21 protein-coding genes are annotated in these 26684 nt (G+C 49.1%); 13 read left to right on the forward strand and 8 right to left on the reverse strand.

Going from position 1 to position 26684, the window contains the following annotated elements; translation table 11 throughout:
• Positions 1-105: 105 nt before the first annotated feature.
• Positions 106-471, reverse strand: a complete 366-nt coding sequence (locus tag L4D79_RS18995; protein ID WP_428653204.1) for a conjugal transfer protein TraR — start codon at positions 469-471, stop codon at positions 106-108.
• Between the two features lie 457 nt (positions 472-928).
• Between L4D79_RS18995 and L4D79_RS19000 the strand changes: the two genes are divergently transcribed.
• From L4D79_RS19000 to L4D79_RS19030, 7 genes are all read left to right on the forward strand, one after another.
• Complete coding sequence (locus L4D79_RS19000; protein WP_428653206.1) at positions 929-1309, forward strand: YbaN family protein; 381 nt, start codon at positions 929-931, stop codon at positions 1307-1309.
• A 155-nt stretch (positions 1310-1464) separates the two neighbouring features.
• The gene (apt, locus tag L4D79_RS19005; RefSeq protein ID WP_428653208.1) at positions 1465-2010 is read left to right on the forward strand and encodes an adenine phosphoribosyltransferase; all 546 of its coding nucleotides are present in this window, start codon (positions 1465-1467) and stop codon (positions 2008-2010) included.
• 109 nt (positions 2011-2119) lie between these two features.
• The gene (dnaX, locus tag L4D79_RS19010) at positions 2120-4369 is read left to right on the forward strand and encodes a DNA polymerase III subunit gamma/tau (protein ID WP_428653210.1); all 2250 of its coding nucleotides are present in this window, start codon (positions 2120-2122) and stop codon (positions 4367-4369) included.
• Between the two features lie 27 nt (positions 4370-4396).
• Positions 4397-4726 carry a YbaB/EbfC family nucleoid-associated protein gene (locus L4D79_RS19015; protein WP_107350272.1) on the forward strand — a complete coding sequence of 110 codons (330 nt, stop codon included), beginning with the start codon at positions 4397-4399 and terminating at the stop codon, positions 4724-4726.
• Positions 4727-4729: 3 nt separating this feature from the next.
• Positions 4730-5332: a recombination mediator RecR gene (recR, locus tag L4D79_RS19020; RefSeq protein WP_428653213.1), complete on the forward strand. Its 603-nt coding sequence runs from the start codon at positions 4730-4732 to the stop codon at positions 5330-5332.
• Between the two features lie 365 nt (positions 5333-5697).
• Positions 5698-6726: a porin gene (locus L4D79_RS19025; RefSeq protein ID WP_428653215.1), complete on the forward strand. Its 1029-nt coding sequence runs from the start codon at positions 5698-5700 to the stop codon at positions 6724-6726.
• Between the two features lie 99 nt (positions 6727-6825).
• The gene (locus L4D79_RS19030; RefSeq protein ID WP_428653217.1) at positions 6826-6993 is read left to right on the forward strand and encodes a hypothetical protein; all 168 of its coding nucleotides are present in this window, start codon (positions 6826-6828) and stop codon (positions 6991-6993) included.
• Between the two features lie 895 nt (positions 6994-7888).
• Here L4D79_RS19030 and L4D79_RS19035 read toward each other — a convergent pair.
• Together L4D79_RS19035 and L4D79_RS19040 are read right to left on the reverse strand one after the other, a co-directional pair.
• A complete protein-coding gene (locus tag L4D79_RS19035) occupies positions 7889-8437 on the reverse strand; it encodes a regulatory protein ToxS (protein WP_428653219.1) in 549 nt (182 codons plus the stop codon).
• The gene (locus tag L4D79_RS19040) at positions 8428-9294 is read right to left on the reverse strand and encodes a winged helix-turn-helix domain-containing protein (protein ID WP_428653221.1); all 867 of its coding nucleotides are present in this window, start codon (positions 9292-9294) and stop codon (positions 8428-8430) included. The genes L4D79_RS19035 and L4D79_RS19040 overlap by 10 nt, the downstream gene beginning before the upstream one ends.
• Positions 9295-9535: 241 nt before the next feature.
• On the opposite strand from L4D79_RS19040, the gene htpG reads away from it, so the two are divergent.
• From htpG to L4D79_RS19060, 4 genes are all read left to right on the forward strand, one after another.
• Complete coding sequence (htpG, locus tag L4D79_RS19045) at positions 9536-11437, forward strand: molecular chaperone HtpG (protein ID WP_428653223.1); 1902 nt, start codon at positions 9536-9538, stop codon at positions 11435-11437.
• Positions 11438-11615: 178 nt separating this feature from the next.
• Positions 11616-12260, forward strand: coding sequence for an adenylate kinase (adk, locus tag L4D79_RS19050; protein ID WP_107350267.1), 645 nt, complete (start codon positions 11616-11618; stop codon positions 12258-12260).
• 171 nt (positions 12261-12431) lie between these two features.
• On the forward strand, positions 12432-13427 hold the full coding sequence (gene hemH, locus L4D79_RS19055; protein WP_428653227.1) for a ferrochelatase: 996 nt from the start codon (positions 12432-12434) through the stop codon (positions 13425-13427).
• Between the two features lie 164 nt (positions 13428-13591).
• Positions 13592-14896 (forward strand): inosine/guanosine kinase, encoded by a 1305-nt coding sequence (locus tag L4D79_RS19060; RefSeq protein ID WP_428653229.1) that lies wholly within the window; start codon positions 13592-13594, stop codon positions 14894-14896.
• An 88-nt stretch (positions 14897-14984) separates the two neighbouring features.
• Here the strand turns inward: L4D79_RS19060 and asnB are convergent, their stop codons facing one another.
• The 5 genes from asnB to nagB all read right to left on the reverse strand — a co-directional run bounded on the left by asnB (position 14985) and on the right by nagB (position 21989).
• Positions 14985-16655: an asparagine synthase B gene (asnB, locus tag L4D79_RS19065; protein WP_428653231.1), complete on the reverse strand. Its 1671-nt coding sequence runs from the start codon at positions 16653-16655 to the stop codon at positions 14985-14987.
• A gap of 347 nt (positions 16656-17002) precedes the next feature.
• Complete coding sequence (locus tag L4D79_RS19070) at positions 17003-18589, reverse strand: cation:proton antiporter domain-containing protein (RefSeq protein WP_428653233.1); 1587 nt, start codon at positions 18587-18589, stop codon at positions 17003-17005.
• A 231-nt stretch (positions 18590-18820) separates the two neighbouring features.
• Positions 18821-20035 carry a DNA-binding transcriptional regulator NagC gene (nagC, locus tag L4D79_RS19075; RefSeq protein WP_428653235.1) on the reverse strand — a complete coding sequence of 405 codons (1215 nt, stop codon included), beginning with the start codon at positions 20033-20035 and terminating at the stop codon, positions 18821-18823.
• A 2-nt stretch (positions 20036-20037) separates the two neighbouring features.
• Positions 20038-21174 carry an N-acetylglucosamine-6-phosphate deacetylase gene (gene nagA / locus L4D79_RS19080; RefSeq protein ID WP_428653237.1) on the reverse strand — a complete coding sequence of 379 codons (1137 nt, stop codon included), beginning with the start codon at positions 21172-21174 and terminating at the stop codon, positions 20038-20040.
• 14 nt (positions 21175-21188) lie between these two features.
• Entirely contained in the window at positions 21189-21989 is an 801-nt protein-coding gene (gene nagB / locus L4D79_RS19085) for a glucosamine-6-phosphate deaminase (protein WP_428653239.1), read from the reverse strand.
• A 256-nt stretch (positions 21990-22245) separates the two neighbouring features.
• On the opposite strand from nagB, the gene nagE reads away from it, so the two are divergent.
• Both nagE and L4D79_RS19095 read left to right on the forward strand, forming a co-directional pair.
• Positions 22246-23736 carry an N-acetylglucosamine-specific PTS transporter subunit IIBC gene (nagE, locus tag L4D79_RS19090; protein WP_428653240.1) on the forward strand — a complete coding sequence of 497 codons (1491 nt, stop codon included), beginning with the start codon at positions 22246-22248 and terminating at the stop codon, positions 23734-23736.
• A 241-nt stretch (positions 23737-23977) separates the two neighbouring features.
• Positions 23978-26659 (forward strand): beta-N-acetylhexosaminidase, encoded by a 2682-nt coding sequence (locus L4D79_RS19095; protein WP_428653242.1) that lies wholly within the window; start codon positions 23978-23980, stop codon positions 26657-26659.
• Positions 26660-26684: the final 25 nt, after the last annotated feature.

A 26684-nucleotide genomic window follows, 5' to 3' on the forward strand; every position in this document is an offset into this window, starting at 1 on the left:
GCAGCTCGAGTAAAACGCAGGCCGGTAAATGACGGGGCAAGCAAAACAGGTCTAGCTGAACAGGTCGAGTAGAACAATAGGCGGGAAAGCCCGCTTATTGTTGGATTAGCTGTCGTGGTGGTAGCGGCTGTGCTCGCGGCAACTGTTGCAGCGCGGCTGAGCTGGGTCTTTTTCAAGATCTTCAATCGCGATTTCTTCTTCGCAATCGACACACAGTCCATACATCCCCAGTTTCACCGAGCAAACTGCCGCGTCGATGCGTTCCATCCGTATAGCCAAATCGAATAGGTTGGGAATAAAAGAAGATTTGGCCATCACGATTAACTCGCTCAATTCTGCATTCTCAATCGCTGTTGCTGACGGCACCAAGGTATTGAGCAGCATCTCGTGCTTGAGCTCGCGTGACAACATGCCGTGTTCTTGTTCCAGGCGCTGTTGCAGCTGCTCGTAAAGTTTATCTGACGTTGTCATAAGCCTTTTATTTTTTTATTAGTGATTATTTTAGTCTAAGACGATTCTTGATAACGATTGTGATTTGAATCAAACAATTATGGGGTTGTATGACAATAACCTTAAATTCCCTCGGTTTTTGTCATCATACTATTCCGCTATATTGGCTGCACAAATAATCGATGGCCCAAGAGCCGTTAACATCTAATCAGTCAATAAAGGAAGTCTACCATGGAGCAGGGATATCAAGATCCATACAACGTTAAATATTTCCTCGGATTTATTGCCGTGTTGGCATTGCCGACGCTACCCGCTATCTTGACTTTTGTCGGTATGCTCTCATCGTAAGTACTTAACGAGTTCAGCCAAAAGCAAATACCTACAACTTATACTGACAGAGATGGGTTGTTGGTATTTTTGTTTTAGCTGGTACACTCGTAGTAAAGGGTAAAGAGCCGTTTCACATTGGTTAGGTCATATGGTTAGAAAAACACTTCTGTTGTTATGTGGGTGGATCTGTGTTGCCTTGGGGCTTGTCGGGGCTTTTCTGCCATTGTTACCCACGACCCCTTTTTTGCTGCTGGCCAGTGCCTGTTTCATGCGGGGATCGCCAAAGCTCAACCATTGGCTGCTTAACCACCCGAGGTTTGGCCCCATTTTGCAGAATTGGCACCATCACCGAGCGGTGTCCAAGCACGTTAAACGTCGGGCCAATATTATGATTGTGGCCAGCTTTTCCCTGTCTATTTTCCTCGTTCCTCTGCTTTGGCACAAAGTGATGCTGGTGTCCATGCTGGTCATTCTACTGGTCTGGTTCAACCGACTGCCTGAGCGGGATAATCCCACACTGCAGGGCTAATCGGTCCACGCTGTGCTATTGATGCTATCTGGATCATTCTCTTGGTGCTGAGAATGTCGCAGTCCTTGCCCCGCCATGGGAAAAAAACTACTATTTGAACCAGTTTTTTCGGCGGTGTGTCATCATATGGCCGTATTGTTTAATGGAAAAAAATTATGACTCAAGAAAAGCTCGCGTTGATCAAAAATAGCATCAAATCCATTCCTGATTATCCAAAGCCAGGGATCCTGTTCCGCGATGTGACTAGCCTGATGGAAGATCCAGATGCTTACCGCGCGACCATGCAAATCCTTATCGAACAATATAAAGATAAAGGGATCACTAAGGTAATTGGTACTGAAGCGCGTGGTTTTTTGTTCGGTGCACCGCTAGCCCTTGAATTGGGTGTGGGTTTTGTGCCGGTACGTAAGCCTGGCAAATTGCCACGTGAAGTGATTGGCGAGAGCTACGAGCTTGAGTATGGTCAGGATACGCTTGAGATCCATGTCGATGCAATCAAAGAAGGCGACAAGGTCTTGCTCGTCGATGATCTGTTGGCGACAGGCGGCACGATCGAAGCGACAACTAAGCTGGTGCGCCGCTTGGGTGGTATCGTTGAAGATGCTGCTTTTGTTATCAACCTACCGGACATCGGTGGTGAAGAGCGCCTGAAAGGGATCGACCTGAACGTGTTCAGTATCTGCGATTTCGACGGCCACTAATTATCTATTACTGATTTGGCCAATCATTGGGCGCTCGTCGGAGCGTCCTCTCGCTCAAAAATCCTCCCTGTGCTAGCATTGAGTTCTTGATTCTGTAAGGTTAGTTAACATGAGTTATCAGGTTCTGGCACGTAAATGGCGCCCGCACCAGTTTGATGATGTGGTCGGTCAGTCCCATGTCTTGACGGCATTGGCCAATGCGCTTGCCCATAATCGTCTTCACCATGCCTACTTGTTCAGTGGAACAAGAGGGGTAGGTAAAACCACGATTGCCCGTATTTTTGCCAAGGGTCTGAACTGTGAGCAAGGCGTCACAGCCTCGCCATGTGGCCAGTGCGAAACCTGCCGTGAAATTGATGAAGGTCGTTTTGTCGATTTGCTGGAAATCGATGCGGCATCGCGTACCAAGGTAGAAGATACCCGAGATCTACTGGATAACGTCCAGTATAAGCCGGCGCGTGGCCGCTATAAGGTTTACCTAATTGACGAAGTGCACATGCTTTCTCGTCATAGCTTTAACGCCTTGCTGAAAACGCTTGAAGAGCCGCCTGAATACGTGAAATTTATTCTGGCGACCACCGACCCGCAAAAACTACCGGTGACTATCCTGTCCCGCTGCCTGCAGTTCCACCTTAAGCATCTGGATAATAGCCAGATCCAGGCGCAGCTGGAAAAGGTACTGGGCGAGGAGCAAGTTGAATTCGACGCTCGGGCACTGGGGCTGATTTCCCGTGCCGCCGAAGGCAGTATGCGAGATGCTCTGAGCTTGACCGATCAGGCGATTGCGCTGGGTAATGGTCAGGTTCAGGCGGATGCTGTGTCGGAAATGTTGGGCACCCTCAATACCGAACAGGCACTTTATCTGCTCGAAGCGGTTGCTGGCGGCGAAGCACAGCCCGCGATGGCGTGTTTGGAAGAGCTTGCCTCGGTCGGTGTCGAATGGGACAGCCTGTTACGTGAAATGGCTACCCAGCTTCACCGTGTTGCGATGCATCAGGCCCTGCCGGCCTCACTGGATGACAGTGCCCCGGATGCTTCGCGAATTAGCACGCTGAGCCAATCGGTATCACCGCAAGAAGTTCAGTTGTGTTACCAAATTTCCCTTCAGGGGCGTCAGGACTTGGCTTTTGCCCCTGATGGCCGGACCGGACTGGAAATGGTGTTACTTCGTATGCTGGCCTTTAGGCCGGTATCGGTTAATGCCGTGACGCCGCAGCCCATTGCTGTACCTGCCACTCAGCCAGCTGCGGCACCGCCGTCGCAGGCGCAAGGTATTCAGCGGGTGCAGGCACTGAAAGCGCAAATGAATGGCGGTCAGGCGTCTTCCCCGCAGCCGCAACAAATGGCAGCACCGGCTCCACAGCAGAATATGCCACCACAGGGGCAGCCGCAGCCGTCACCTGCGAGCTATTCACATGTAAATCAAGCTCCTGTAAATCAGCCTCCGGCGAATTACGCGTCGCAGCCGCCAGCGGGTTATGATCCTGCAGGCACTGCACCAAGCTATCAGCCGGAACAGACCCAGGCTGCGCCACATCAGCAAATGGCGCCGACAGCAGCACCGGCTCAAGCTCAACCCCAGTCCCAACCCTCATCGGCTGCATCAGGGTTGCTGGCGGCAAGAAACCAGCTTCGCAGTAAAACCAAGCGTGACGGCAGTGCGCCGGACAACGGAAAAAAGGGTGAACCGGTACGGGCTAAAAAGGTTGCAAGCAGCAGCGTACTTGATCGTATTGCCAACAAGCAAAACGGTCAGGTAAAGGCGGCTGGAAATGCGATGCCGGTACCGGGTGCACCGACAACAGCGGCAGCGCAGACTGACGCCATGGATCAGCTAGACGACAGTTCCTCTGAGTACCAATGGCGCCCGACCACGCTTCCTGAACAAACCGAGACTCAGCAAGTCGTTGCTCCGAAGCTTTTGAAACAAGCCTTAGAGCATGAAAAGACACCTGAAATGGTGAAATTGCTTGTCAAGGAAGCAGCAAATCAGGATAGTTGGTCGGATTGGGTGACCAAGCTGCAAGTTGGACGTATGGTTCAGCAGCTGGCACTTAATTCGGCGTTCGAAAGAGAAGGTAATCAGGTAAAATTATGCCTCCGTCCTTCTCAGCAGCACCTGAATACCCCCAAGGCGCGGGAGCAACTGGCTATGGCAATGAGTGAACTTTTTGCCGAGACCGTGTCGTTGGAAGTTGAATTGAGTGATAAAGGCCGCTCGCCCCTTGAATGGCGTGAGGCGATTTATCAGCAGAAATTGGATCAGGCCAAGCAAAGCTTAATGTCCGATCCGAACGTTAATTTCATTTGTCAGCGTTTTTCTGCTGTACTTGATGAAGATAGCGTAAGACCCTTATAGATTAACCAGACCACAGAGAGAGAAGATATGTTTGGTAAAGGCGGTATGGCTAACATGATGAAGCAGGCGCAGCAGATGCAAGAGCGCATGCAGGAAATGCAGGAAGAGATCGCAAATATGGAAGTGACCGGCGAGTCTGGTGCTGGCCTGGTAAAAGTGACTCTAACTGGTAGCCACAGTGTACGTCGCGTTGAGCTGGATGAAAGCTTGATGGAAGACGACAAAGACATGCTGGAAGATCTGATTGCGGCCGCGTTCAACGACGCAGCTCGTCGTATCGAAGAAGCGCAGAAAGAAAAAATGGCAGGCGTAACCGGTGGTATGAACCTACCAGCCGGCTTCAAGATGCCATTCTAATTAATGCGTACCAGTCACTTACTGGAACAACTAATGGAGGCCTTACGGTGCCTGCCTGGGGTCGGCCCCAAGTCAGCGCAACGTATGGCCTTCAGTTTGTTACAGAGAAATCGACAGGGTGGCCTGCAATTGGCTGATGCCTTGAGTAAGGCAATGACCGAGATTGGCCACTGCCGCGACTGCCGTACGTTTACTGAGGAAGAGGTTTGTGCAATTTGCTCCAACCCGCGTCGTCAGGAAAACGGTGAGATCTGTGTGGTGGAATCGCCGGCAGATATCGTGGCGGTAGAAGCGACGGGGCAGTTTTCTGGCCGTTACTTTGTGTTGATGGGGCACCTGTCACCACTCGATGGCATTGGTCCTTCGGACATTGGTCTGGATACCCTTGAGTTTCGTTTGCAGAACGAGCCGATCAACGAGTTGATTTTGGCCACTAACCCGACGGTAGAAGGTGAAGCGACCGCTCATTACATTGCAGAGCTATGCAGTGAGTATTCGATCCCGGCCTCACGGATTGCCCATGGGGTCCCTGTTGGTGGTGAGCTAGAGCTTGTCGATGGTACGACGTTGTCCCACTCCCTAGCAGGACGACAAAAACTTTACTGATAAATATAAAACTTGTTTTATATAAAGTTATTTCATAAAAATACCAACGTTCATCGTTGGTATTTTTTTGCCTTTTTATCACTTACTTGCCTTATCAACCACTTATAAAGCCAAATTTAGCTGCTTTAGATCAGTAAAGAAAAATTTAGTTTTTAGCTGGAGTTGTTTTCTAATTATTTCTATCAAAATATTCTTTAATAGAATTTTTGTTCCTAACTAATTGTTTTCATGTATTAAATAGTAGCGTTACTTGCCGGGAAGTAATTATTGATGGTTGTAAATGAACCGTCATTACCGGCGTATCACATAAAAAATTAATACTAAGTTTTCGACTATTTAAGGTCAGGGAACGATTAGGAGTGAACATGAAAAAGACAGTAGTTGCAGCCGTGATCGGCTCGGTAGTGGCTAGTGCGTCAGCAATGGCGGCAGAGGTTTATCAATCAGATGATCTATCTGTTAACGTGTACGGTAACCTACGTGCCCGCTACGAGACAACAGATAATGGTCATATGGGCGCAGACAGCACTTTCACCGGTGAAGGTACTGAACTTGGCCTAAGCATTAATTACTTTTTGGACAACAACATGTACATCAACGGTGATGTACTGAAAGAGTTCAATATCATCCCAGAAAACGGTGATGGTTTTGACGATAGTGAAGACTTCTTGAAATTCGGCTCTGTGGCTATCGGTGGTGACTTCGGTGAGTTCCGCATGGGTCGCATGTCAGCAGTGCAAGATACACTGGCAGGCCAATACGATATTACGTGGGAATACGGCGGTACGGCAAACATCAAGTCAGATGCTGCTGCAACAGATCGCTTGACTAACGGTATTCAGTACAAAATCGATATCAGCGATTTCACAGTAATGGCGCAGTACCATACGGGTGATGAAGGGCTTGATGCTACTGGTGCTATGAACCCTGATTTTGGTGAGCTAGGTATTGACCAGGCATTTGCTTTAGGTGTTGCATGGAACTCGAACTTCGGCCTAGGCCTATCGGGTACCTACACCCAGTCGGAGCGTACTGAGAAGAGTATCTACAATGACGATAAAGACACGTCTTGGACGTTAAACGCCACTTATGAATGGCAGGCGCTATCTCTAGCGGCAATGTACTCTGATTACGACTTTGCTGGTGACGAGCAAACCGGTGTCGGTGCCATGGCCCGTTACGACTTCCCAATGGGCTTCGGTCTATACGGCGTATATGATTACGTTGACTTTGATACCCAAAACGACAAGCTAAACCAGTACACGATTGGTGCTGACTACTGGCTAACCAGTCAGGTTGTTTCTTACATGGAATACGCTGACCAGGACTTCGATAAGGCTAACGCAGGTCAGGACGATAACGCATTCACTATCGGTATGCGTCTGTACTTCTAATTTTAGATAATTGCTAGACTGTTCATTGTGTTTGGGGGAAGCTTGGCTTCCCCCCTTTTTTAATTCCAGAAGCATAGAGGTACTAGGAAGAGCAGGCCCTTGGGCCTAGGCAGATCAAAAGCAAAGAAAGAGTTTGAAGTTCAATCGTTTTTTAATATCCTGCAGTACCCAGTACCCAGTACCCAGTACCCAGTACCCAGTACCCAGTACCCAGTACCCAGTACCCAGTACCCAGTACCCAGTACCCAGCACTCTATTGCGTCTTAATACTAATACTCTATCACCTTTGTGAGAGATCTCTTACAAGCGCGTGGGATATTGAGGTGATAGGTATAGGGTTTAATCGCTGTTATTTGATTTAAGTGGTTGTCTTTATTCGATTTTGTTGTGTGTTGGCGATATTTCAATAGCATTGCATATGAGATGTTATTCCAGAACGGCTACTTAAATCAGCTGATCGGCGTATATTTATAGGTGTCGGAAGGAACTGACGGAACGGAACAGGAAATACCCAAGGATTGGGGAGTCTCAGGATGAGACCGGTGTACTAGGATGGTATATCGAACAAGGACTGTGAAGGGATAGCCGAGGAACGGCAAAATGGTAAGCAGGATGTTTGCCAGTCAGGATGACAAAAGGACCACTTCAGGACGAAGTTAGGGACCCCTCCAGGAAGGATGTTGAGAGTCAGGATAGGATATGCTGGCAGGTCAGGATGGCCTAAGGACAACTTCAGGACGAAGAATAAAAGGAATATGCTGACGGACTACAGCAATTCAATGGAATGATGCAGGGAGCACCATAGTAGCGGGACTGCTGCATGTAAGACCTAAGGGCGCAACGAAAGTTGCGCCCGTTCTTTTTTGCGTTAAGCAAAACACTTCCGATATCCCCATTTAAGCGCTTTAGCTATATTACTTATCTTATTGATTATCGCACTGGCCCTAGGAAGAGTTGGCCCTCGGACCTAGGAAAAGCAAAGTCAAAAGATTGAAGTGATTGACTTTATTGCTAATGCTGACTGCAGAACCCAGAACCCAGAACCCAGAACCCAGAACCCAGAACCCAGAACCCAGAACCCAGAACCCAGAACCCAGAACCCAAAAAACAAAACCGCCCATTTCTGAGCGGTTTGAATAGCCATCAAGTGCGAATTTTTAACTTACAGCGAGTAGAGGATATGCGAGCCATACGACAAGCTGGTAAGCAAGATGGTCTTCTCGTCGATGACATCCATTCTGCGGCTCTGCTGGGCATCCATACGGTAGATCTGGTTGATGATCCGTAGGTGCTCCGGCTGGAAGTCTTCATTGGTACCCGAGGTGATATCTTTAAATTCCGTTGGCTCAGTCAGTAGGTACTTACCGCTAACATCCCAGTTACCTGATTCCGAAATGTGAATGGTGAGTGGCTGTTCGTTGGTACTGAACAATCTCATCAAAGTGATCCGCGAATAGGTATTGTTCGGCAGGTATACCACGTGGCTGGTCTGTTCGACACGGCGCAACATACCAAGTTGTTCCAGTTCGGTCTCTTCGATGCGGCTGACAGTCTTTGACTGCCATTCACGCGAGATCAGAAGTTGCTCTTGCTTGTAGTCGCTGGAGTAGTACAGCCAAGCGCAGAACAGGACTGACAGGGCCAAAATGATAAACGCCCAATATTGGTAAACGAAGTGTTTAACCGACTGCTTGTGAGTATTTACTGACATATCGCAACATTGTCCTTTTGGCTAGTCAACAACCGAAGGGTCACATTCTCGGAGGGGTTGTTCAGTGAGTGAACATAATTGACCCACAGCTGAGAGTTCTGGCCGCCAGACACAATCACTTCCATTGGGCGTTTGCTTTCTGGGTGATAACGAAGGTAGCTTTCAACACATTGGGTGATCATGCCTTCCCATTGGCTCAGGGACGGGTGGTTGGCCGGGATCAGAATCGGCACATTGTCTATCACAGCATAAGGCTCAAAAGCAGCTGATTTAGGTGGCATGCTGAGATTGACGATAACGGGTAGCAACAGGGCAATGAGCACTAACACACCTGAAATGGCCGCCATCGGTAGTTTTGGCTTGTTGCGTTGGGAATGGGTAGCTGTTGCTACCGTTTTTACGGGTGTCGTTTGTTGACTGTGCTCGAACAACTCACGTTCAAGCTCAGAAGGTTCGTCCAGTTTATTTGCTAAGGCTTCCGCTTGTTCAGCGTTATGACTTGAAGCGACTTCCGACAGGGACTCAACGGATGCAATCATCTGGTAGCCGCGTTTAGGCACGGTTTTGATGAACTCCGGTGATTTTGTCGAGTCTTTAAGCGCTTTTCTTAAGGTCGAAATAGCCTGGGTCAGGCTGGAGTCATCTACCTCAAAACCCTGTTCACGCCATACATATTCATGCAGACGGTGGCGGGTAATGATGGCTCCTGGATCTTCGATAAGCAAACTGAGTGCCCGGCTTTCATTACTGCCGAGTCGAGTCAGCTCATCACTTTCATATTGGTCAATCAAGCTATTATCATATGGGTCAAACAAAAAGCGTTGACCAATAAGGAATTTACTTTCTAATTTATTCATTTTTAGCACCAAGGGTACGCCTACGGCGAATGTATACCATGGACACCCTGAATCTCTTCTGAATGTAAAAATTATAAAAAACGGTTCTGAAAAAACATAAAAATATAAAACGTGTATTTTAGGTTGAAATTGATGCGTTTGACCACATCTATATACTCAAGCACTTGGTAAAGGGAAGCAGCACAAGGAAAGCGGCTGTTATAAGCCCTGAATGTTTATTGATACAAGTTTCGGAGTTGAAATGAGCGAACAAACTATCCACAAAAATAAGGAAACCCGTGGTTTTCAGTCTGAGGTGAAACAGCTGTTGCAATTGATGATCCATTCTTTGTACTCCAACAAAGAGATCTTCTTGCGTGAGTTGATTTCTAATGCGTCCGATGCCGCGGATAAGCTGCGTTTCCGTGCATTATCTCAGCCAGGTTTGTATGAAAATGATGCCGAGCTTGGTGTAAAGCTATCATTCAACGAGCAGGCAGGCACGTTAACCATCACCGATAACGGTATTGGTATGACCCGTGACGACGTCATTGAGCACCTAGGGACGATTGCTAAATCGGGAACTAAAGACTTCTTCGCCAAGCTTAGCGAAGACGAGACGAAAGACTCCCAGCTGATCGGTCAGTTCGGTGTCGGCTTCTATTCTGCTTTTATTGTGGCAGATTCCGTGACGGTGAACACCCGTGCGGCCGGTCTTGCCGCCGATCAAGCCGTGTCTTGGCAATCGGGTGGTGAAGGTGACTACACGATTGAAGATATTGAAAAAGAGAGCCGTGGTACCGAGATCGTGCTTCACCTTCGTGAAGACGAGAAGGAGTTCCTGAGTGAGCACCGCCTGCGTGAGATCATCGGTAAATACTCAGATCATATCGGTATTCCGGTTCATATCCAGACCGTTGAGCGCGACGAGGAAGGCAAGGAAACAGGCCGTAAGTGGGAGCAAATCAATAAGGCGCAAGCACTTTGGACCCGCAATAAGTCAGATATTTCCGAAGAAGAATACAAAGAATTTTACAGTCATGTCTCACATGACTTTGCCGAGCCGTTGACTTGGAGCCATAACCGGGTTGAAGGTAAGCAGGACTACACGAGTTTGCTGTATATCCCATCTAAAGCGCCTTGGGACATGCACAATCGCGATAGTAAGCACGGCCTGAAACTGTATGTTCAGCGCGTCTTTATTATGGATGACGCTGAGCAGTTCATGCCGTCTTACCTGCGCTTTATGCGCGGTCTTATTGACTCGAACGATTTGCCGTTGAACGTATCGCGAGAAATCTTGCAGGACAACAAGGTGACTCAGTCACTGCGCAAGGCATGTACCAAGCGTGCCCTGACTATGATGGAGCGTCTGGCGAACAAAGACGCCGAGAAATACCAAACATTGTGGAATGAATTCGGTCAGGTACTGAAAGAAGGCCCGGTGGAAGATTTCGCAAACCGCGAAAAGATTGCCAAGCTGCTTCGTTTCAGCTCGACCCATGCCGAAACGGTTGAGCAGACCGTTTCGCTTTCTGGTTACATCGAGCGCATGAAAGAAGGCCAGGATAAGATCTACTTCCTGACGGCTGATAGCTTCAGCGCGGCGAAGAACAGCCCACACTTGGAGCAGTTCCGTGCCAAGGGCCTGGAAGTGCTGTTAATGCATGACCGCATCGACGAGTGGTTGATGGGCCACCTGCCAGAATTTGATGGTAAGTCGTTCCAAGCGATCACCAAAGCGGATCTTGACCTGTCTGCTTTTGAGCAGGAAGAAGAGAAAGAGAAGCGCAAGGAAACAGAAGAAGCCTTTCAGTCGGTGGTTGAGCGAAGCAAAACATACCTTGGCGAGCGTGTGAAAGATGTACGCACCACGTTCAAGCTAAAAGACACCCCAGCCGTTGTCGTTACCGACGAGAACGAGATGGGTACCCAGATGGCGAAACTGTTGGCTGCGGCAGGTCATGACGCACCAGAGGTACAATACATCTTTGAGCTGAACCCGGAGCACCCATTGGTGACCAAAATGGCCGATGAAGCTGACGAGGAAGTCTTTGGACGTTGGGTCGAAATGTTATTGGGGCAGGCGATGCTGGCCGAGAAGGGCACGATGGACGATCCGTCCCAGTTCCTTGCCGCGGTGAATAAATTACTGGGTAAATAGTAAGAAAAATAAACCGGAACAGGTAGGACGAAGGTCTAATCGCCTGTTACCGGCCTCAAATAGTATTCTGATACAGCATGTAATCGCAGCCTAGTCAGGGACTGGGCTTGCGACTATGCCGTAATCAGTGTATTTTTCACTTCTTTGAAAACTCCATTCAAATCTATAGGGGAACAAGATGCGCATCATTCTTCTGGGCGCTCCAGGTGCAGGTAAAGGTACTCAGGCACAATTCATCATGGAGAAATTTGGTATTCCACAAATCTCTACTGGTGACATGCTACGTGCAGCAATCAAGGCAGGTACTGAGCTAGGTAAACAAGCGAAATCCGTCATTGATGCTGGCCAGCTTGTGTCAGACGACATCATCCTTGGTCTGGTTAAAGAGCGTATTGCTGAAGACGACTGTGCAAAAGGCTTCCTGCTTGACGGCTTCCCACGCACAATTCCTCAGGCTGATGGCCTGAAAGAAATCGGCGTTGAAGTTGACTACGTGATCGAATTTGACGTAGCTGACGACGTGATCGTTGAGCGTATGGCTGGCCGTCGTGCTCACCTAGCTTCTGGTCGTACTTACCACGCAATTTACAACCCGCCTAAGGTTGAAGGTAAAGACGACGTAACAGGTGAAGATCTTGTTGTTCGTGATGACGACAAAGAAGAAACCGTACGTGCTCGCCTAGGTGTATACCACGAGCAAACTGCTCCTTTGATTGCTTACTACAACAAAGAAGCAGATGCAGGCAACACTAAGTACCTGAAGTTCGACGGTACTCAGCCTGTAGCCGCTGTAAGCGCAGAGCTGGAAAAAGCACTGGCTTAATCGCAAGCTGCTTAGCAAGTTCACAAGCGGGCTGGCCATTGGGTCAGCCCGTTTTTTTTTATAAGCCAGAAAAATGATCCAATTAATACCTGATAGGGGATAACTGGCTGAAAAGAACTCTGATACAGTTAAGTAGAGTTGAATATTACCGTCTTGAGCGTGAAGGATGATATGAGCGAGCAAAGTATCAATAACAATAATCAAACCCGCCCGTATGGGGTGCTACTAGTTAATCTAGGAACGCCTGATGAAGCGACACCTGCAGGGGTGAAGCGGTTTCTGTCCGATTTTCTCCATGACCACCGTGTGGTTGATATGAACCGCTGGCTCTGGTGTCCGATCTTACACGGGGTGATTTTGCCTGTCCGCGCGCCGAAAGTTGCCAAGTTGTATCAGTCGGTATGGATGGATGAGGGCTCCCCACTGATGGTGTATTCGAAACGCCAGCAGCAGGCATTACAAGACACCCTGGGTGTACCGGTTGAGTTGGGGATGACCTACGGTAGTCCGAGTATGCTTGATGGCCTTGATGCGCTCAAGCAGCAGGGCTGCGAACGCGTATTGGTGCTTCCTTTATACCCGCAGTACTCACGCACCACCACTGCGGCGGTGTTCGATAAAATCGCGAAGGTGCTGAAGGCGAGGGCTGAGATCCCAGAGCTGCGCTTTGTGAACCACTATTTTGACCATCCTGACTACATCTCAGCGCTGGCTGAATCCGTCACTGAGTTTTGGCAAGAGAATGGAAAGGCTGATTATCTGCTGTGCTCTTACCATGGGATCCCGAAGCGCTATGCTGATAATGGCGATCCATACCCTGAGCATTGTAATGCTACCACCGCCTTGCTTGCGGAAAAGATTGACATGCCGCGTGAGCAAATGAGTATGAGCTATCAGTCCATCTTTGGCCGTGAGGAATGGCTCAAGCCATATACCGAAGGCACGATTCGTGAATTAGCTCAAAAAGGTGTGAAGCGACTTGATGTTATTTGCCCGGCGTTTTCGGTTGATTGCCTTGAAACATTGGAAGAGATAGCCGAAGGGTGCCAAGAGGTCTTTCTTGAGGCCGGTGGTGAATGTTTCAATCTGATTCCCTGCTTGAATGACAATCCTGCTCATATTGATTTGATGGCGTCGTTGGTGCAGCAACATAGCAAGGGGTGGTAGCCGGTAACCTAAGCTGCGGTTGAGTGTAGATGTAGCTTAACACCCTGTATGGATAACCTGCCTGATTGACAATAAAGCTCTCACATTCTGTGAGAGCTTTTTCTTTTTTGTTCTATATTCTGTGATAGAATTCGCAAAAATTTCTCAACAGACAGCTCATTGACATGAAATTTCCAGGCCAACGCAAATCGAAGCATTACTTCCCGGTCCATGCTCGTGATCCCCTTCTTAGTCAAGCCAAGCAAGACAAGCGACTAACGCGCACGCATATTGTCGGTATCGACCAGACTCTGGTTGATATTGAAGCATGTGTCGAAGATGAATTCCTGGAACGCTATGAGCTGAGTAAAGGCCATTCGCTGGTGATCTCAGATGAGAAAGCCGAAGCGCTGTATCGTGAGCTGAAAGAAAAAGAAATGATCAGCCACGAATTTGCTGGTGGTACTATCGGTAATACCCTTCATAACTACTCGGTACTGGCTGATGATAAATCAGTGTTGCTGGGTGTGATGAGTAAAGATATCGAGATCGGCAGCTATGCCTACCGTTATCTGTGCAACACATCAAGCCGTATGGATATGAATCACCTGCAGCCAGTCAATGGCCCTATTGGTCGTTGCTTCGCCCTGATCTCTAAAGAAGGTGAGCGTACCTTCGCGATCAACGAAGGCCGCATGAACCAACTTGAGCCAAGCAGTGTTCCTGAAGAGGTATTCAAGCGTGCTTCTGCTTTGGTACTGACTGCTTACTTGGTACGTTGTAAAGACGGTGACCCAATGCCAGCAGCCACCATGCAGGCGATTGAGTACGCTAAGAAACATGATGTCCCTGTCGTCCTGACATTGGGTACCAAGTTTGTGATTGAAGATGACCCACAGTGGTGGCGTGACTTCCTGCGTGATCACGTGACGGTTGTCGCGATGAACGAAGATGAAGCCGAAGCCCTGACCGGTGAGACCGATCCTCTGATTGCATCAGAGAAAACCCTTGAGTGGGTAGACTTGGTGCTATGCACTGCGGGCCCTGTTGGTTTGTACACTGCGGGTTACACCGAAGATGAAGCCAAGCGAGAAACAAGCCTGCCGCTGCTACCGGGTGAAATCCCTGAGTTCAACCGTTACGAATTCAGCCGTCCAATGCTGAAATCGGAGTGTCAGACTCCAATCAAGGTGTACTCGCACATTGCCCCATACATGGGTGGCCCTGAGCGTATCAAGAACACCAACGGTGCTGGTGATGGTGCATTGTCTGCACTGTTGCACGACATGTCTGCTAACCGTTACCATAAAGACAATGTGCCTAAGTCGAGCAAACACCAGTTTGACTTCCTGACTTACTCGTCTTTCTCACAGGTTTGCTTGTACTCGAACCGAGTGAGTTACGAAGTACTGGCGCAGCATTCTCCTCGCCTGTCTCGTGGCCTGCCAGAGCGTGAAGACAGCTTGGAAGAAGCATACTGGGAACGTTAATCGTCGTTTCTTGAATGCTGAGCATAAAAAAACCGCCTTTGTTGGCGGTTTTTTGTTATGGGTTATCAAACGTTAAGCGGCTTTGCGCTTATGCATCGTAGGCTTCGTTGTGGACGGCTGCGACAGCTCGGCCTGATGGGTCGGCACTGTTCTTGAAGCTTTCATCCCACTCAATGGCCTTAGCGCTAGAACACGCGATTGACGGGCCACCTGGAACACATTTAGCGGCATCTTCTAGCGGGAACAGCTCTTCGAAGATCTCACGGTACACGTAAGCCTCTTTGGTCGTTGGTGTGTTGTATGGGAAACGGAATTTCGCTGTTTCAAGTTGCTGATCAGACACTTTTGCTTCAGCAACCTCGCGCAGGGAATCAATCCAGCTATAGCCCACACCGTCAGAGAATTGCTCTTTCTGACGCCAAGCAACGGATTCTGGTAGGTAATGGCCGAAACACTCGCGGAGAATGTGTTTTTCCATTTTGCCGTTGCCACACATCTTGTCTTCAGGGTTAAGACGCATAGCCACTTCCAGGAACTCTTTATCGAGGAAAGGTACGCGGGCTTCGATGCCCCATGCTGCCATTGATTTGTTGGCACGGGCACAGTCAAACATGTTCAGTGCGAGTAGCTTACGGACCGTTTCTTCGTGGAACTCTTTTGCGTTCGGGGCTTTGTGGAAATACAGGTAGCCACCGAACACTTCGTCGGCGCCTTCGCCTGACAGTACCATCTTGATACCCATTGCGCGGATCTTACGTGACATCAGGTACATCGGAGTCGACGCGCGGATGGTGGTGACATCGTAAGTCTCGATGTGGTAAATCACATCACGGATAGCGTCAAGACCTTCCTGAACGGTATAGGTTAGCTCATGGTGGACCGTACCGATACTATCGGCAACAACCTTCGCTGCTTTTAGATCCGGTGCGCCTTCTAGGCCAATGGCGAAGGAGTGCAGGGTTGGCCACCAAGCATCAGACTCTTCGTTATCTTCGATACGGCGGGCGGCAAACTTCTTGGTAATGGCTGAAATTACCGAGGAATCTAAGCCACCGGAAAGCAGTACACCGTAAGGCACATCGGTCATTAGCTGGCGCTTAACAGCACCTTCCAGTGCGTCGCTCAACGCGACCTTATCCGTCTTGGCCTCAACCACAGCATCAAATTCCATCCAGTCACGCTTGTAGTAGCGTGTTGGTTCACCGGCTTTGCTCCACAGGAAGGAACCTGGAGGGAATTCACTGATGGTCTTACACACAGGGACCAGTGCTTTCATTTCTGAAGCGACATAGTAGTTACCATGCTCATCGTGACCATGGTATAGCGGGATAATACCGATATGGTCACGGCCGATCAGGTAGGCATCTTCTTGCTCATCGTACAGGATAAAGCCGAAAATACCGTTGAGGTAATCAAGTAGTTCGGGGCCTTTCTCTTTGTATAGCGCCAGAATAATTTCGCAATCAGACTCGGTCTGGAACGGGTAGTCAGGGGCAAATTCCGCACGCAGCTCTTTGTGGTTGTAAATCTCACCATTTACTGCAAGAGCATGTGTTTTATCAGCATTGTAAAGTGGCTGTTCACCGCTGTTCAGGTCGACGATAGCCAGACGTTCGTGAACAAGAATAGCTTTATCCGATGAATAAATACCAGACCAGTCAGGGCCACGGTGGCGCATTTTTTTAGACATTTCCAATGCGGTTTGACGTAATGCCGTGGCATCACTCTTGATGTCTAGAATCCCAAATACTGAACACATACTACCTACCCCAAAATTAACTAAATGTTGCTATCCATGAAAATTGTCGGAACCAGCGTGGCGGTGTGCATAACCTCTAGTATGGGTTTGCTCTCTGATGCGTTAGCACTTTGTTATGTGCTAGGCAGATCTTGGCCACATCATCGCTGTCCTTTCGTTAATTGTTAAAATTGCGTATTCAACAATGAATTGCAACCATCAATTTCAATTCGATAAACAAAAAGAGCTCTTAGTGAATAATATTTAAAATATACGGTAAAAAACGAATGAAAGTTAATTGAGGGTGATATTTTGCGCACAAAAGCAAACGGCAGCCGAAGCTGCCGTTTTCCCTGAAGAGGTGAAAATTAGTTCGACTTAATTTGTGGCGTCAAATGTTCACACACGTGGCGGGCGAAACCGCTACCTGCTTCATGATAGATATTGAAGGCAGCATCGACCCCCAACGCTTTGAGCTCTTCTTCTTCATCGTCATATTTGGCGATGGCGGCGATTTGGCCTTGGTAGTTGCGCTCACGGATTTGCTCGAGGGCAAAATTGTTAGCTTGGCTGTGCGGCATGGCAAGTAGGATCAGTTGAATATTTTGCTTGGATATCACCCGGGCCCAAAAATCCGAGTCGGTAGCATCGCCATGGATGACATGACGACCTTGCTCCTGATGCAGCTCGACCGAGTCTTCACGGGCTTCGACACCGATGATCTTGTTGCCGTAGGTGGCAACCAGCTCATCATAGGCCCCGCTACCAATACGCCCCATACCCAAGATCAGTATTTGCTTATCCCCTAAATCAATCAGGCGATCACCGGCATTGAGTTTTTCAGGCTCAAATTCTTTGAGCCACTTTGAGGCGTCTTTGTACAGGCGGTGGCCCAAGCTGTTGAGCGGGGCGGCAATAAGAAAAGAGAGAGAGACCGCAATCGCGATAGCGACCAAGAAGCTGCCCGGAAGCATCCCCATTTTGTAGGCGAGACCGCCGACGATAAGACCAAATTCACTGTAGTTAAATAGCGTCAGGGTACCGAGCAGGGAGGTGCGGACCCGGTATCGGAACAAATTAAAGATAACGTAGTACAAAATCCCCTTGAGCGGCAGCATAGCCATTAGTAGCAGTGCCATTAGCAGCCCGTCGAGCGTCGGTTGTTCTGCCAAGCCAATGTTGAGGAAGAAGCAGACCAGTAACAGCTCTTTGAGGTTGAACAGCGACTTTGACATCTCGGATGACTTGGGATGGGCGGCAAGCATCATACCCATGATCAGCGCACCGAGATCAGCCTTCATACCGACAAATTCAAATAGCCCGGCACCAGCGACCAGCGCAAGGAAAATCCCGTAGAGCACCAGCATCTCACCGTGTCCGGCTCGATCGAGGATCTTAAACAGCGAAGGGCGCAGTAGTGGCAGGGCAAAGAGTGCCAATGCTGTGATTTCAGGGATCTTTCCGGTCGAGACGGTTAGGAAAAGTACGGCAAAGATATCCTGCATGACCAGGATCCCGATAGCGAGGGTACCGTAGGTTGCGTTGAGTTCGCCTTTCTCCTGTAGTGCCTTGATGGCAAATACTGTACTTGAGAACGACAGGGCAAAAGCCAGCAAGGCAATTTGAGTCACGTCGAGATCGGCCATCATACCAATCCCTAGCTGCTTGAGGACAAGCAAAGCGAGGGTAAACAAGCCGGTCGTGAGCAGGTTGTGTAGAGTTGCTCCGCCCCAGATTTCTTTGGCCAGCAAGGTTTTGACATCAAGTTTCAGGCCGATGGTGAAGAGCAGTAGTGTTACACCGAGATCAGCGAGGGTCGATAATACCGGGGTTGATTCATAGCCTGCGGTATTAAGGGCAAAACCGGCGACGAGGAAGCCCACCAATGGTGGGAGTTTGCACCTAAGTGCGATGAAGCCGGCCAGAAAGGCGGCAATAATATAGATAAGTTCCATGCTAGGCTGACGTTCCTTTATGGTTCTTAGCCAGACCCAAAAGTGGATTTATTAGATGTGCGGACTGGCCTTGGGTATGTACCTTTGTGTTTGCGGGTACTTATAGTTGGCGAAATATAACACAAAGGGCAGTCTTCTGTCTGAAGTCTGCCCTTAATATTTTGTAACAGGATGAATAACTTAGAAAGCTATTTATTTATCGTCTTGGTCTCGCGTTAGTCTTTGCTATCGTTACTCTTCTAGCAAGCGCTGTAGCAAGACGCCGTTGAGCATGGCACGCTTGATCATCGAAAATGCACCGATAGTCGGCTGGGTGTATAGCTCCGACTCTACGATTGGCAAATCCTTGTTAAAGGTTGATAGCGACTGGGTTTCCACGCAGCGGCGAATTGCCGGAAAAATCACATCTTTGGCTTGGGTAATATTACCCGCCACGACAATTTTTTGTGGATTAAACAAGTTGATCGTCATTGCCAGGGCTTTGCCCAACTGGTTACCCACCTTGATCAGCGCCTGGCTTGCCAGTTCGTCGCCCTTATTGGCCGCTTCACAGATAGCAGGCATGGTGACATCTTCCAGCTCTTGCAGAGAGCTCGGGTAGCCTTGGTCAAGCAGGGCTTGAACGTGGCGGATAATAGCCGGATCGGCAGCGACGGTTTCTAGACAGCCAAAGTTGCCACACTGGCACTTGTCACCAAGTGGGTCGATCTGAATATGGCCTATCTCACCGACATTTCGGTTAAAGCCCAAGAATACCTGACCGTTGACGATGATCCCCGCACCGGTACCGTGGTGGACACTAACAAGGATAGAGTCCTTGCAGTCTTTGCTCGAACCGAAATAATGCTCAGCCAGTGCCAAGCCGCGGATATCATTGCCGACAAAGCAGGCAACACCGTATTTGTCTGTGATGATTTCCGACAATGGCAGGTTATCGACGTCGATATGGGGCATGTACTCAACCACACCGCTCTCCGGATCAATCAGGCCCGGTAGGGTGATCCCGAAGGCAACCAGCTCGCGCAGAACATTCTGGTTATCGGCAATGAACTTTCGGATATGCTCAAGCAAGCCATCGATAAGTTCTTGCGGGTTGGTGTAGTGGAAAGGATGTGCAGTACCGACAATATGCTTGCCGCTGAGATCATAAATCGTTAGCTCGATGTAGTTTCGCCCGAGGCGAATCGCAATCGAGTGGAAAGGTGCTGACTCTGTGGTCAGCGAAATTGCACGCCGGCCTCCGGTGGAAGCCTGCTGCGCGACCTCTTTAATCAGGCCGCGCTCCAGCAGTTGGCGGGTGATTTTAGTAACACTTGCAGGTGCGAGCTGACTGATATCAGCAACCTGGATTCGAGATATAGGGCCTTGCAAGTCGATGAGCCGGTAAACAGCTGCACTATTCAGCTGCTTTACCAGATCAACATTACCAATTTGTCCGCCTGTCATATTTAATTCTGCTCGTATTCACCGTTAACAACAGTCGCCCGAACTTTATAGTCACGATCAAAAATGGCCAAGTTTGCAACCATGCCTTTTTTGATGGCGCCCAGCTTCTGATCGACGCTGATAGCGCGAGCAGGGTAGAGGGTGGCCATTCTAATCGCTTCGTCCAGGGCGATACCTGCATGTTCGACACTATTCTGAACCGCTTCGATCATTGTGAGTGCCGAACCACCAAGTGTGCCATTTTCATCAACACACTTACCATCACGGTAATATACTTTCTTGCCGACAAAAATAAAGTGATCCATGTCTGCTCCTGCAGGTGCAGTTGCATCGGTGACCAAAACAAGTTTGTCGCCTTTCATGCGATGGGCCATACGGATGTTGGCATAATCGACATGGAAACCGTCAGCAATCACACCGGTATAGACTTCTGGTGTGTCATAAATTGCCCCGACCATACCCGGCTCACGACCAGCAATCGGAGTCATGGCATTGAACAGGTGGGTAGCGAAAGTAATCCCTGACGCAAACCCTTTGCGGGCTTCCACATAAGTCGCGTTGGTATGACCCGCTGATACGACGATACCGGCTTCAACCAGTTGCTCAATATGGTGATGGTCGTTTTGCTCCGGCGCTAGGGTTACCTTGGTTACCACATCGGCGTTTTCGCAAATGGCGTTGATCATTGCGTTGTCTGAGCGGCGGATGTGATCAACAGAGTGGATACCTTTTTTCATCACATTCAGGTAAGGACCTTCAAGGTGCAAGCCCAGTGAATGGTTTTGATATTGGCTCTGGTAATCGCGCTCGGCAGCGATAGCTGCTTTCATATCTTCGTCAGAAGAGGTGATCAACGTTGGTAGGAAGCTGGTGCAGCCTGATTTCAGGTTTGCACGGTGCATGGTATGGATAGTGTCGGCATTGATCTCATCATTGAGCATGACACCACCACAGCCATTCAGCTGAAGGTCGATAAAGCCTGGTGTCAGATTGGCACCATCAAGATCACGGATTTCGATATCCGTAGGAAGTTCTGAAACAGGGCAGACAGCGTGAATGTTCACGCCGTCAATAATGACGGCGTGGTTATTCAGCACATCGCTACCGGTGTAAATGCGGCAATTGGTTAGCGCGTACATGAATAACTCCTTGATTACAGATGTTTGATGTTTTCAGCTTCAAGCTCACGGAAGTACTTAACGGTCTTCACTTTTAGCTCTTGTGTGGATGGCTCATCACATACAATCAGAGATTTAGGATGAAGCTGAAGGGCAGAAACTGTCCATAGGTGGTTAACAGAGCCTTCAACCGCCGCTTGCAGTGCTAGGGCTTTGTTGTGACCTGTTACTAGAACCAAAATTTCTGCAGAATCTAGTAGGGTACCGACACCGATAGTCAGTGCGTATTTTGGTACCTGGTTGATATCGCCATCGAAGAATCGGGAGTTCGCGATGCGGGTATCTTCTGTCAGGGTCTTGATGCGGGTACGAGAAGCAAGAGAAGACGCTGGCTCGTTGAATGCAATGTGACCGTCGTTACCCACGCCGCCCATGAAGAGGTTAATTTTGCCGTATGACTTAATTTTGTCTTCGTAACGTTGGCATTCAGCGTCGTGATCTTCAGTGTTGCCGTTAAGCAAGTTGATGTTTTCTTCTTGAATATCAACGTGATTGAAGAAGTTGTTGAACATGAAACTATGGTATGACTCTGGGTGGTCAGCTGGGATACCAATGTATTCATCCATGTTGAAGGTAACAACATGCTTGAAGCTTACTTCGCCTGCTTGATAAAGCTCGATAAGACGCTTGTACGTCGCTAGCGGGGTGCCACCTGTTGGTAGGCCCAGTACGAAAGGACGTTCCGCTGTTGGCTTAAATTTGTTAATACGATCAGCAATATAGCGTGCTGACCACAAACCTACATCTTTAGCTTCATTCAGTGGGATTAGTCTCACAGTGACACCTCATTCCAAAATTAGATTACATTTAAATCATAGCGTGATATCGCATTTGTTTTGCATGATAAAATAAGTTTTATGATCGAGCTAGCAAAATCGCCTGCCAATTGCCAATACTGGTGACTAAGATCACAAATGATGACCTTTTAATTTGCGGGGCGAAATAAAATTCTTAAACTGCAAGTAACTTAATCGGATAGCTAAAATAAGTTATCCAACATCGAATCTAAGATAACCATAGGGGGAACTAAGGGTGAACATTCTTGGATATTTTCAAAAAGTAGGTAAAGCATTGATGGTGCCAGTCGCCACGCTTCCTGCAGCTGCAATCTTAATGGGTATTGGTTACTGGATTGATCCGAATGGCTGGGGTGCTAACAGTGCACTGGCAGCCTTCTTGATTAAAGCTGGTGCCGCAATCATCGATAACATGTCTGTACTGTTTGCAGTTGGTGTTGCTTACGGTATGTCTAAAGATAAGGATGGCGCCGCGGCACTATCTGGTTTCGTTGGTTTCCTTGTTGTTACCACACTACTTTCTCCGGGCGCAGTCGCTCAGATTCAAGGTATTGACCCAAGCGCTGTTCCAGCGGCCTTCGGTAAGATCAACAACCAGTTTGTTGGTATCCTAGTCGGTATCGTGTCTGCTGAGATCTACAACCGCTTCTCACACGTTGAGCTGCATAAAGCACTGGCATTCTTCTCTGGTAAGCGTCTTGTACCTATCTTGACCTCTTTTGCCGGTATCTTTATTGCCTTCGTACTAATGTACGTATGGCCAACAGTTTACGGTGGTCTAGTAAACTTCGGTGAAGGTATCCAGGGTATGGGTGAGTTAGGTGCTGGTATCTACGCATTCTTCAACCGTCTACTAATCCCAGTGGGTCTACACCACGCACTGAACTCAGTATTCTGGTTTGACGTAGCTGGTATCAACGATATCCCTAACTTCCTAGGTGGCGCGAAGTCAATTGCTGAAGGCGTTGCAACTCCAGGCGTTACGGGTATGTACCAGGCTGGTTTCTTCCCAATCATGATGTTTGGTCTACCAGGTGCTGCGCTAGCTATCTACCACACAGCTAAAGCGAAGAACAAAGAAAAAGTTGCATCAATCATGATTGCTGCAGGTTTCGCTTCATTCTTCACTGGTGTTACTGAGCCGCTAGAATTCTCATTCATGTTCCTAGCACCAGGCCTATACGTACTTCACGCATTCCTGGCGGGTATCTCTGTTTACATCGCTGCTTCAATGCAGTGGATTGCAGGCTTCGGCTTCTCTGCAGGCCTTGTGGATATGATTCTATCTACACGTAACCCGCTAGCGGTTAACTGGTACATGCTGATTGTACAGGGCCTAGTATTCTTCGGCCTATACTACGCAATCTTCCGCACGGTTATCGTTAAGTTCAACCTGAAAACGCCTGGTCGTGAAGATGAAGATGAAGCTTCTTCAGAAGTAGGTGGTTCTCAGGAAACAGGTGAGCTAGCTAAGCAGTACGTCGTTGCTCTAGGTGGTGTATCTAACCTAGAAAACATCGATGCATGTATCACTCGTCTACGTCTAACGCTAAAAGACAGCAGCCTTGCTGACGAGAAGACACTGAAAGCATTGGGTGCAATGGGTGTGGTGAAACTAGGTTCTAACAACCTACAGGTTATCCTTGGCCCTCTAGCTGAAATCGTTGCTGGTGAGATGAAGAAAGTCTCTCCGAACGAAGATCTATCAGCGGTAAAACTTCCTTAATGACTTTTCCTAAGTCATAGATAACGACTTTATCGGCCTCCATTCGGAGGCCGATATTCCTTAAGACTCAACAATCACCTGTTACCCCACACCGTCAAAGCAATCTCTTCCTTTCAGGCCTGTGCCTGTGTCATTAAGGGCGATGCTGGGTGCCTGCGGTTTCAGATCATTGTTATGTTTGTTTGCCCGGGAGGGTACCTGCGGTTGGTACTGCCCCGGGGTTCGGGATAAGGAGTTACTCGTGAGAACATTCAAATTAAGCCTATTGGCCTCTGTGGTTGCGCTGGCAGCAACAGGTTGTGCTTCTGATTCATCTCGCTCAAATGCCCAAGCTGATCAGCGACTCGCTGATGTGCTGGCGGCAAACTTGGGCGTAAACTATCAAGTCGTGACCAACCATGGTGCGAACGAAGGTTTGAAATGCCGAGAGCTGGCCGCGGAATGGGCGTCATGTGATTTGATCAACCTGACGCTGACCAATAATGGTCCGGCACTGACCGATACTGACTGGAAAATCTACTTCCACAGTATCCGTATGATCTTGGATGTTCAGAACGAACAGTTCAAAGTGACTCATGTTACGGGTGACTTGCATACTCTGGAGCCAACGGACAAGTTCCAGGGTTTTGATGCAGGGGAAAGCGTCGTGATCCCGTATATCGGTGAGTACTGGACCCTGTTTGAAAATGATTACATGCCTCGTGCCTATGTGGTTGCTGGTGACTCGGAGCCGAAAACGCTGGTCAGCATGGACAGTGAAGACCCATCGGCTTACCTGTCTGCCATCGACGGCGAAAACTGGAAGCGCACGCCGTCAGATAACAATACCTTGGCAACAGCACAATCGCGATTTGAGAAAAACAGTGATGTTGACTTGTTGGCCAAGGAAGAGCTGGCAGGGACAATTATCCCAACGCCGATGGAAACTCACCTGACTGGCAGTTCAGTGTCTCTCTCTGAGGGGATCAGTATTGATAATCAAGCACTGACGACCCCAATGCTGAAGGCGGCTACTGAGCGTATGGCGACCCTGGGGGTTAATACCCAAGGCCAGTATCCAGTGAAGCTGGAACTGGACCCACAGCGCTTTGATAAGGCCCACAAAGTTTCTGGAGCCTACAAGCTTGAGATCAACAAAGGCAAAGCCACAATCACCGGTTATGATTCCCAAGGTGCCTTTTACGGATTGCAGTCGCTGATGTCTTTGATGGGGACTGGCACCGATCAGACGATCCCTACCTTGACGGTGAACGATGCACCGCGTTTTGATTATCGCGGTGTCATGGTGGATGTTGGCCGTAACTTCCACTCGAAAGAAGCCATTTTACGCACGCTGGATCAAATGGCGGCGTACAAGATGAATAAATTTCATTTCCATCTGACAGACGATGAAGGCTGGCGTATTGAAATCCCGGGCTTGCCAGAGCTGACAGAGATCGGTGGACAGCGCTGTCATGACTTGTCGGAGACCACTTGCCTGCTGCCGCAATTGGGTTCAGGACCAGATAACAACAACTTTGGCTCAGGTTTCTACAGCAAGCAGGATTATCTCGACATCCTGACCTACGCCAAGGCACGCGGGATCGAGGTGATCCCGGAGATCGATATGCCAGCACACTCACGTGCGGCTGTTGTGGCGATGGAAGCCCGCTATCGGCGCTTGGCGGCAGAAGGCAATCTGGCTGCTGCCAGCCAGTATCGTTTGATGGATCCGCAAGATACGTCCAACGTGACGACGGTGCAGTTCTACGACAAGCGCAGTTTCATCAACCCTTGTATGGACTCCTCGCTGAACTTTGTCGATAAAGTGATCAGCGAAATGGCAGCAATGCACAAGCAGGCTGGCATGCCGCTGAATACCTGGCATTTCGGGGGTGATGAAGCCAAGAATATCAAACTGGGCGCCGGCTTCCAGGATGTCAATGCAACCGACCAGGTCGAGTGGAAAGGGGACTTGGACCTGTCCCAGCAAGACAAACCGTTTGCTAAATCGCCAATGTGCCAGCAGGCGATAGCTGACGGTGTGGTATCGGATTTTGCCCACTTGCCGAGCTACTTTGCCGAAAAAGTCAGTAAGGTGGTCGCTGATAAAGGTATCGCAAACTTCCAAGCATGGCAGGATGGCCTGAAGTACTCCGAGGGTGCCGATGCATTTGCGACTGACAATGTGCGTGTCAACTTCTGGGACGTACTGTACTGGGGCGGCGGTGCGTCGGCTTATGACTGGGCGGCAAAAGGGTACGACTTGATCCTCTCCAACCCGGATTATGTCTACATGGACATGCCATACGAAGTGGATCCGCAGGAGCGTGGCTATTACTGGGCAACCCGTGCAACCGACACCCGTAAGATGTTCGGTTTTGCCCCGGAGAACTTGCCGCAGAATGCAGAAACGTCAGTCGATCGCGACGGTAACGGCTTTAGCAGCAAAGGGACCGCGCAGTTCGATGGCTTCCATGGTTTGTCAGCCCAATTGTGGAGCGAGACGGTACGTACTGACGAGCAGTATGAATACATGGTCTTCCCGCGCGTTTTGGCTGCGGCTGAGCGTGCATGGCACCAAGCCAGCTGGGAGCGTGATTACCAGCCGGGTGTGGAATATAGCCAGTCGACTCAGTATGTCGACAAGGTAGCATTGCATAGTGATTGGTCGCAGTTTGCTAACTTGCTAGGCCAGCGTGAGCTCGCCAAGCTAGATGTTGCCGGCATCCAGTACCGGGTACCGGTACCGGGCGCCAAAGTAGAAGGTGGAGTGTTGCATATGAATATCAGCATGCCGGGTTTGGCGCTGCAATATTCGACTGATGCCGGGGCCACATGGCAGACTTATGATGCCAAGCGCAAGCCTGCGATAACAGGGGATGTTGAGGTACGAGCGATGAGTGCAGACCGCCAGCGCTTTAGCCGCTCAGTCACGCTGTAATTGCAATTGGCGGGGGTAACCCCGC

This window comes from Photobacterium satsumensis (assembly GCF_050336935.1).
GTDB classification, from domain to species: domain Bacteria; phylum Pseudomonadota; class Gammaproteobacteria; order Enterobacterales; family Vibrionaceae; genus Photobacterium; species Photobacterium satsumensis.

Bases quoted from the DNA above. Each gene is read 5' to 3' on its own strand.
- L4D79_RS19060 (WP_428653229.1), top strand. From the start codon at position 13,592: ATGAAATTTCCAGGCCAACGCAAATCGAAGCATTACTTCCCGGTCCAT.
- L4D79_RS19015 (WP_107350272.1), top strand. From the start codon at position 4,397: ATGTTTGGTAAAGGCGGTATGGCTAACATGATGAAGCAGGCGCAGCAG.
- adk (WP_107350267.1), top strand. From the start codon at position 11,616: ATGCGCATCATTCTTCTGGGCGCTCCAGGTGCAGGTAAAGGTACTCAG.
- hemH (WP_428653227.1), top strand. From the start codon at position 12,432: ATGAGCGAGCAAAGTATCAATAACAATAATCAAACCCGCCCGTATGGG.
- dnaX (WP_428653210.1), top strand. From the start codon at position 2,120: ATGAGTTATCAGGTTCTGGCACGTAAATGGCGCCCGCACCAGTTTGAT.
- recR (WP_428653213.1), top strand. From the start codon at position 4,730: ATGCGTACCAGTCACTTACTGGAACAACTAATGGAGGCCTTACGGTGC.
- htpG (WP_428653223.1), top strand. From the start codon at position 9,536: ATGAGCGAACAAACTATCCACAAAAATAAGGAAACCCGTGGTTTTCAG.
- nagA (WP_428653237.1), bottom strand. From the start codon at position 21,174: ATGTACGCGCTAACCAATTGCCGCATTTACACCGGTAGCGATGTGCTG.
- apt (WP_428653208.1), top strand. From the start codon at position 1,465: ATGACTCAAGAAAAGCTCGCGTTGATCAAAAATAGCATCAAATCCATT.
- nagC (WP_428653235.1), bottom strand. From the start codon at position 20,035: ATGACAGGCGGACAAATTGGTAATGTTGATCTGGTAAAGCAGCTGAAT.
- L4D79_RS19025 (WP_428653215.1), top strand. From the start codon at position 5,698: ATGAAAAAGACAGTAGTTGCAGCCGTGATCGGCTCGGTAGTGGCTAGT.
- L4D79_RS19070 (WP_428653233.1), bottom strand. From the start codon at position 18,589: ATGGAACTTATCTATATTATTGCCGCCTTTCTGGCCGGCTTCATCGCA.
- asnB (WP_428653231.1), bottom strand. From the start codon at position 16,655: ATGTGTTCAGTATTTGGGATTCTAGACATCAAGAGTGATGCCACGGCA.
- L4D79_RS19000 (WP_428653206.1), top strand. From the start codon at position 929: ATGGTTAGAAAAACACTTCTGTTGTTATGTGGGTGGATCTGTGTTGCC.
- L4D79_RS19035 (WP_428653219.1), bottom strand. From the start codon at position 8,437: ATGTCAGTAAATACTCACAAGCAGTCGGTTAAACACTTCGTTTACCAA.
- L4D79_RS18995 (WP_428653204.1), bottom strand. From the start codon at position 471: ATGACAACGTCAGATAAACTTTACGAGCAGCTGCAACAGCGCCTGGAA.
- L4D79_RS19040 (WP_428653221.1), bottom strand. From the start codon at position 9,294: ATGAATAAATTAGAAAGTAAATTCCTTATTGGTCAACGCTTTTTGTTT.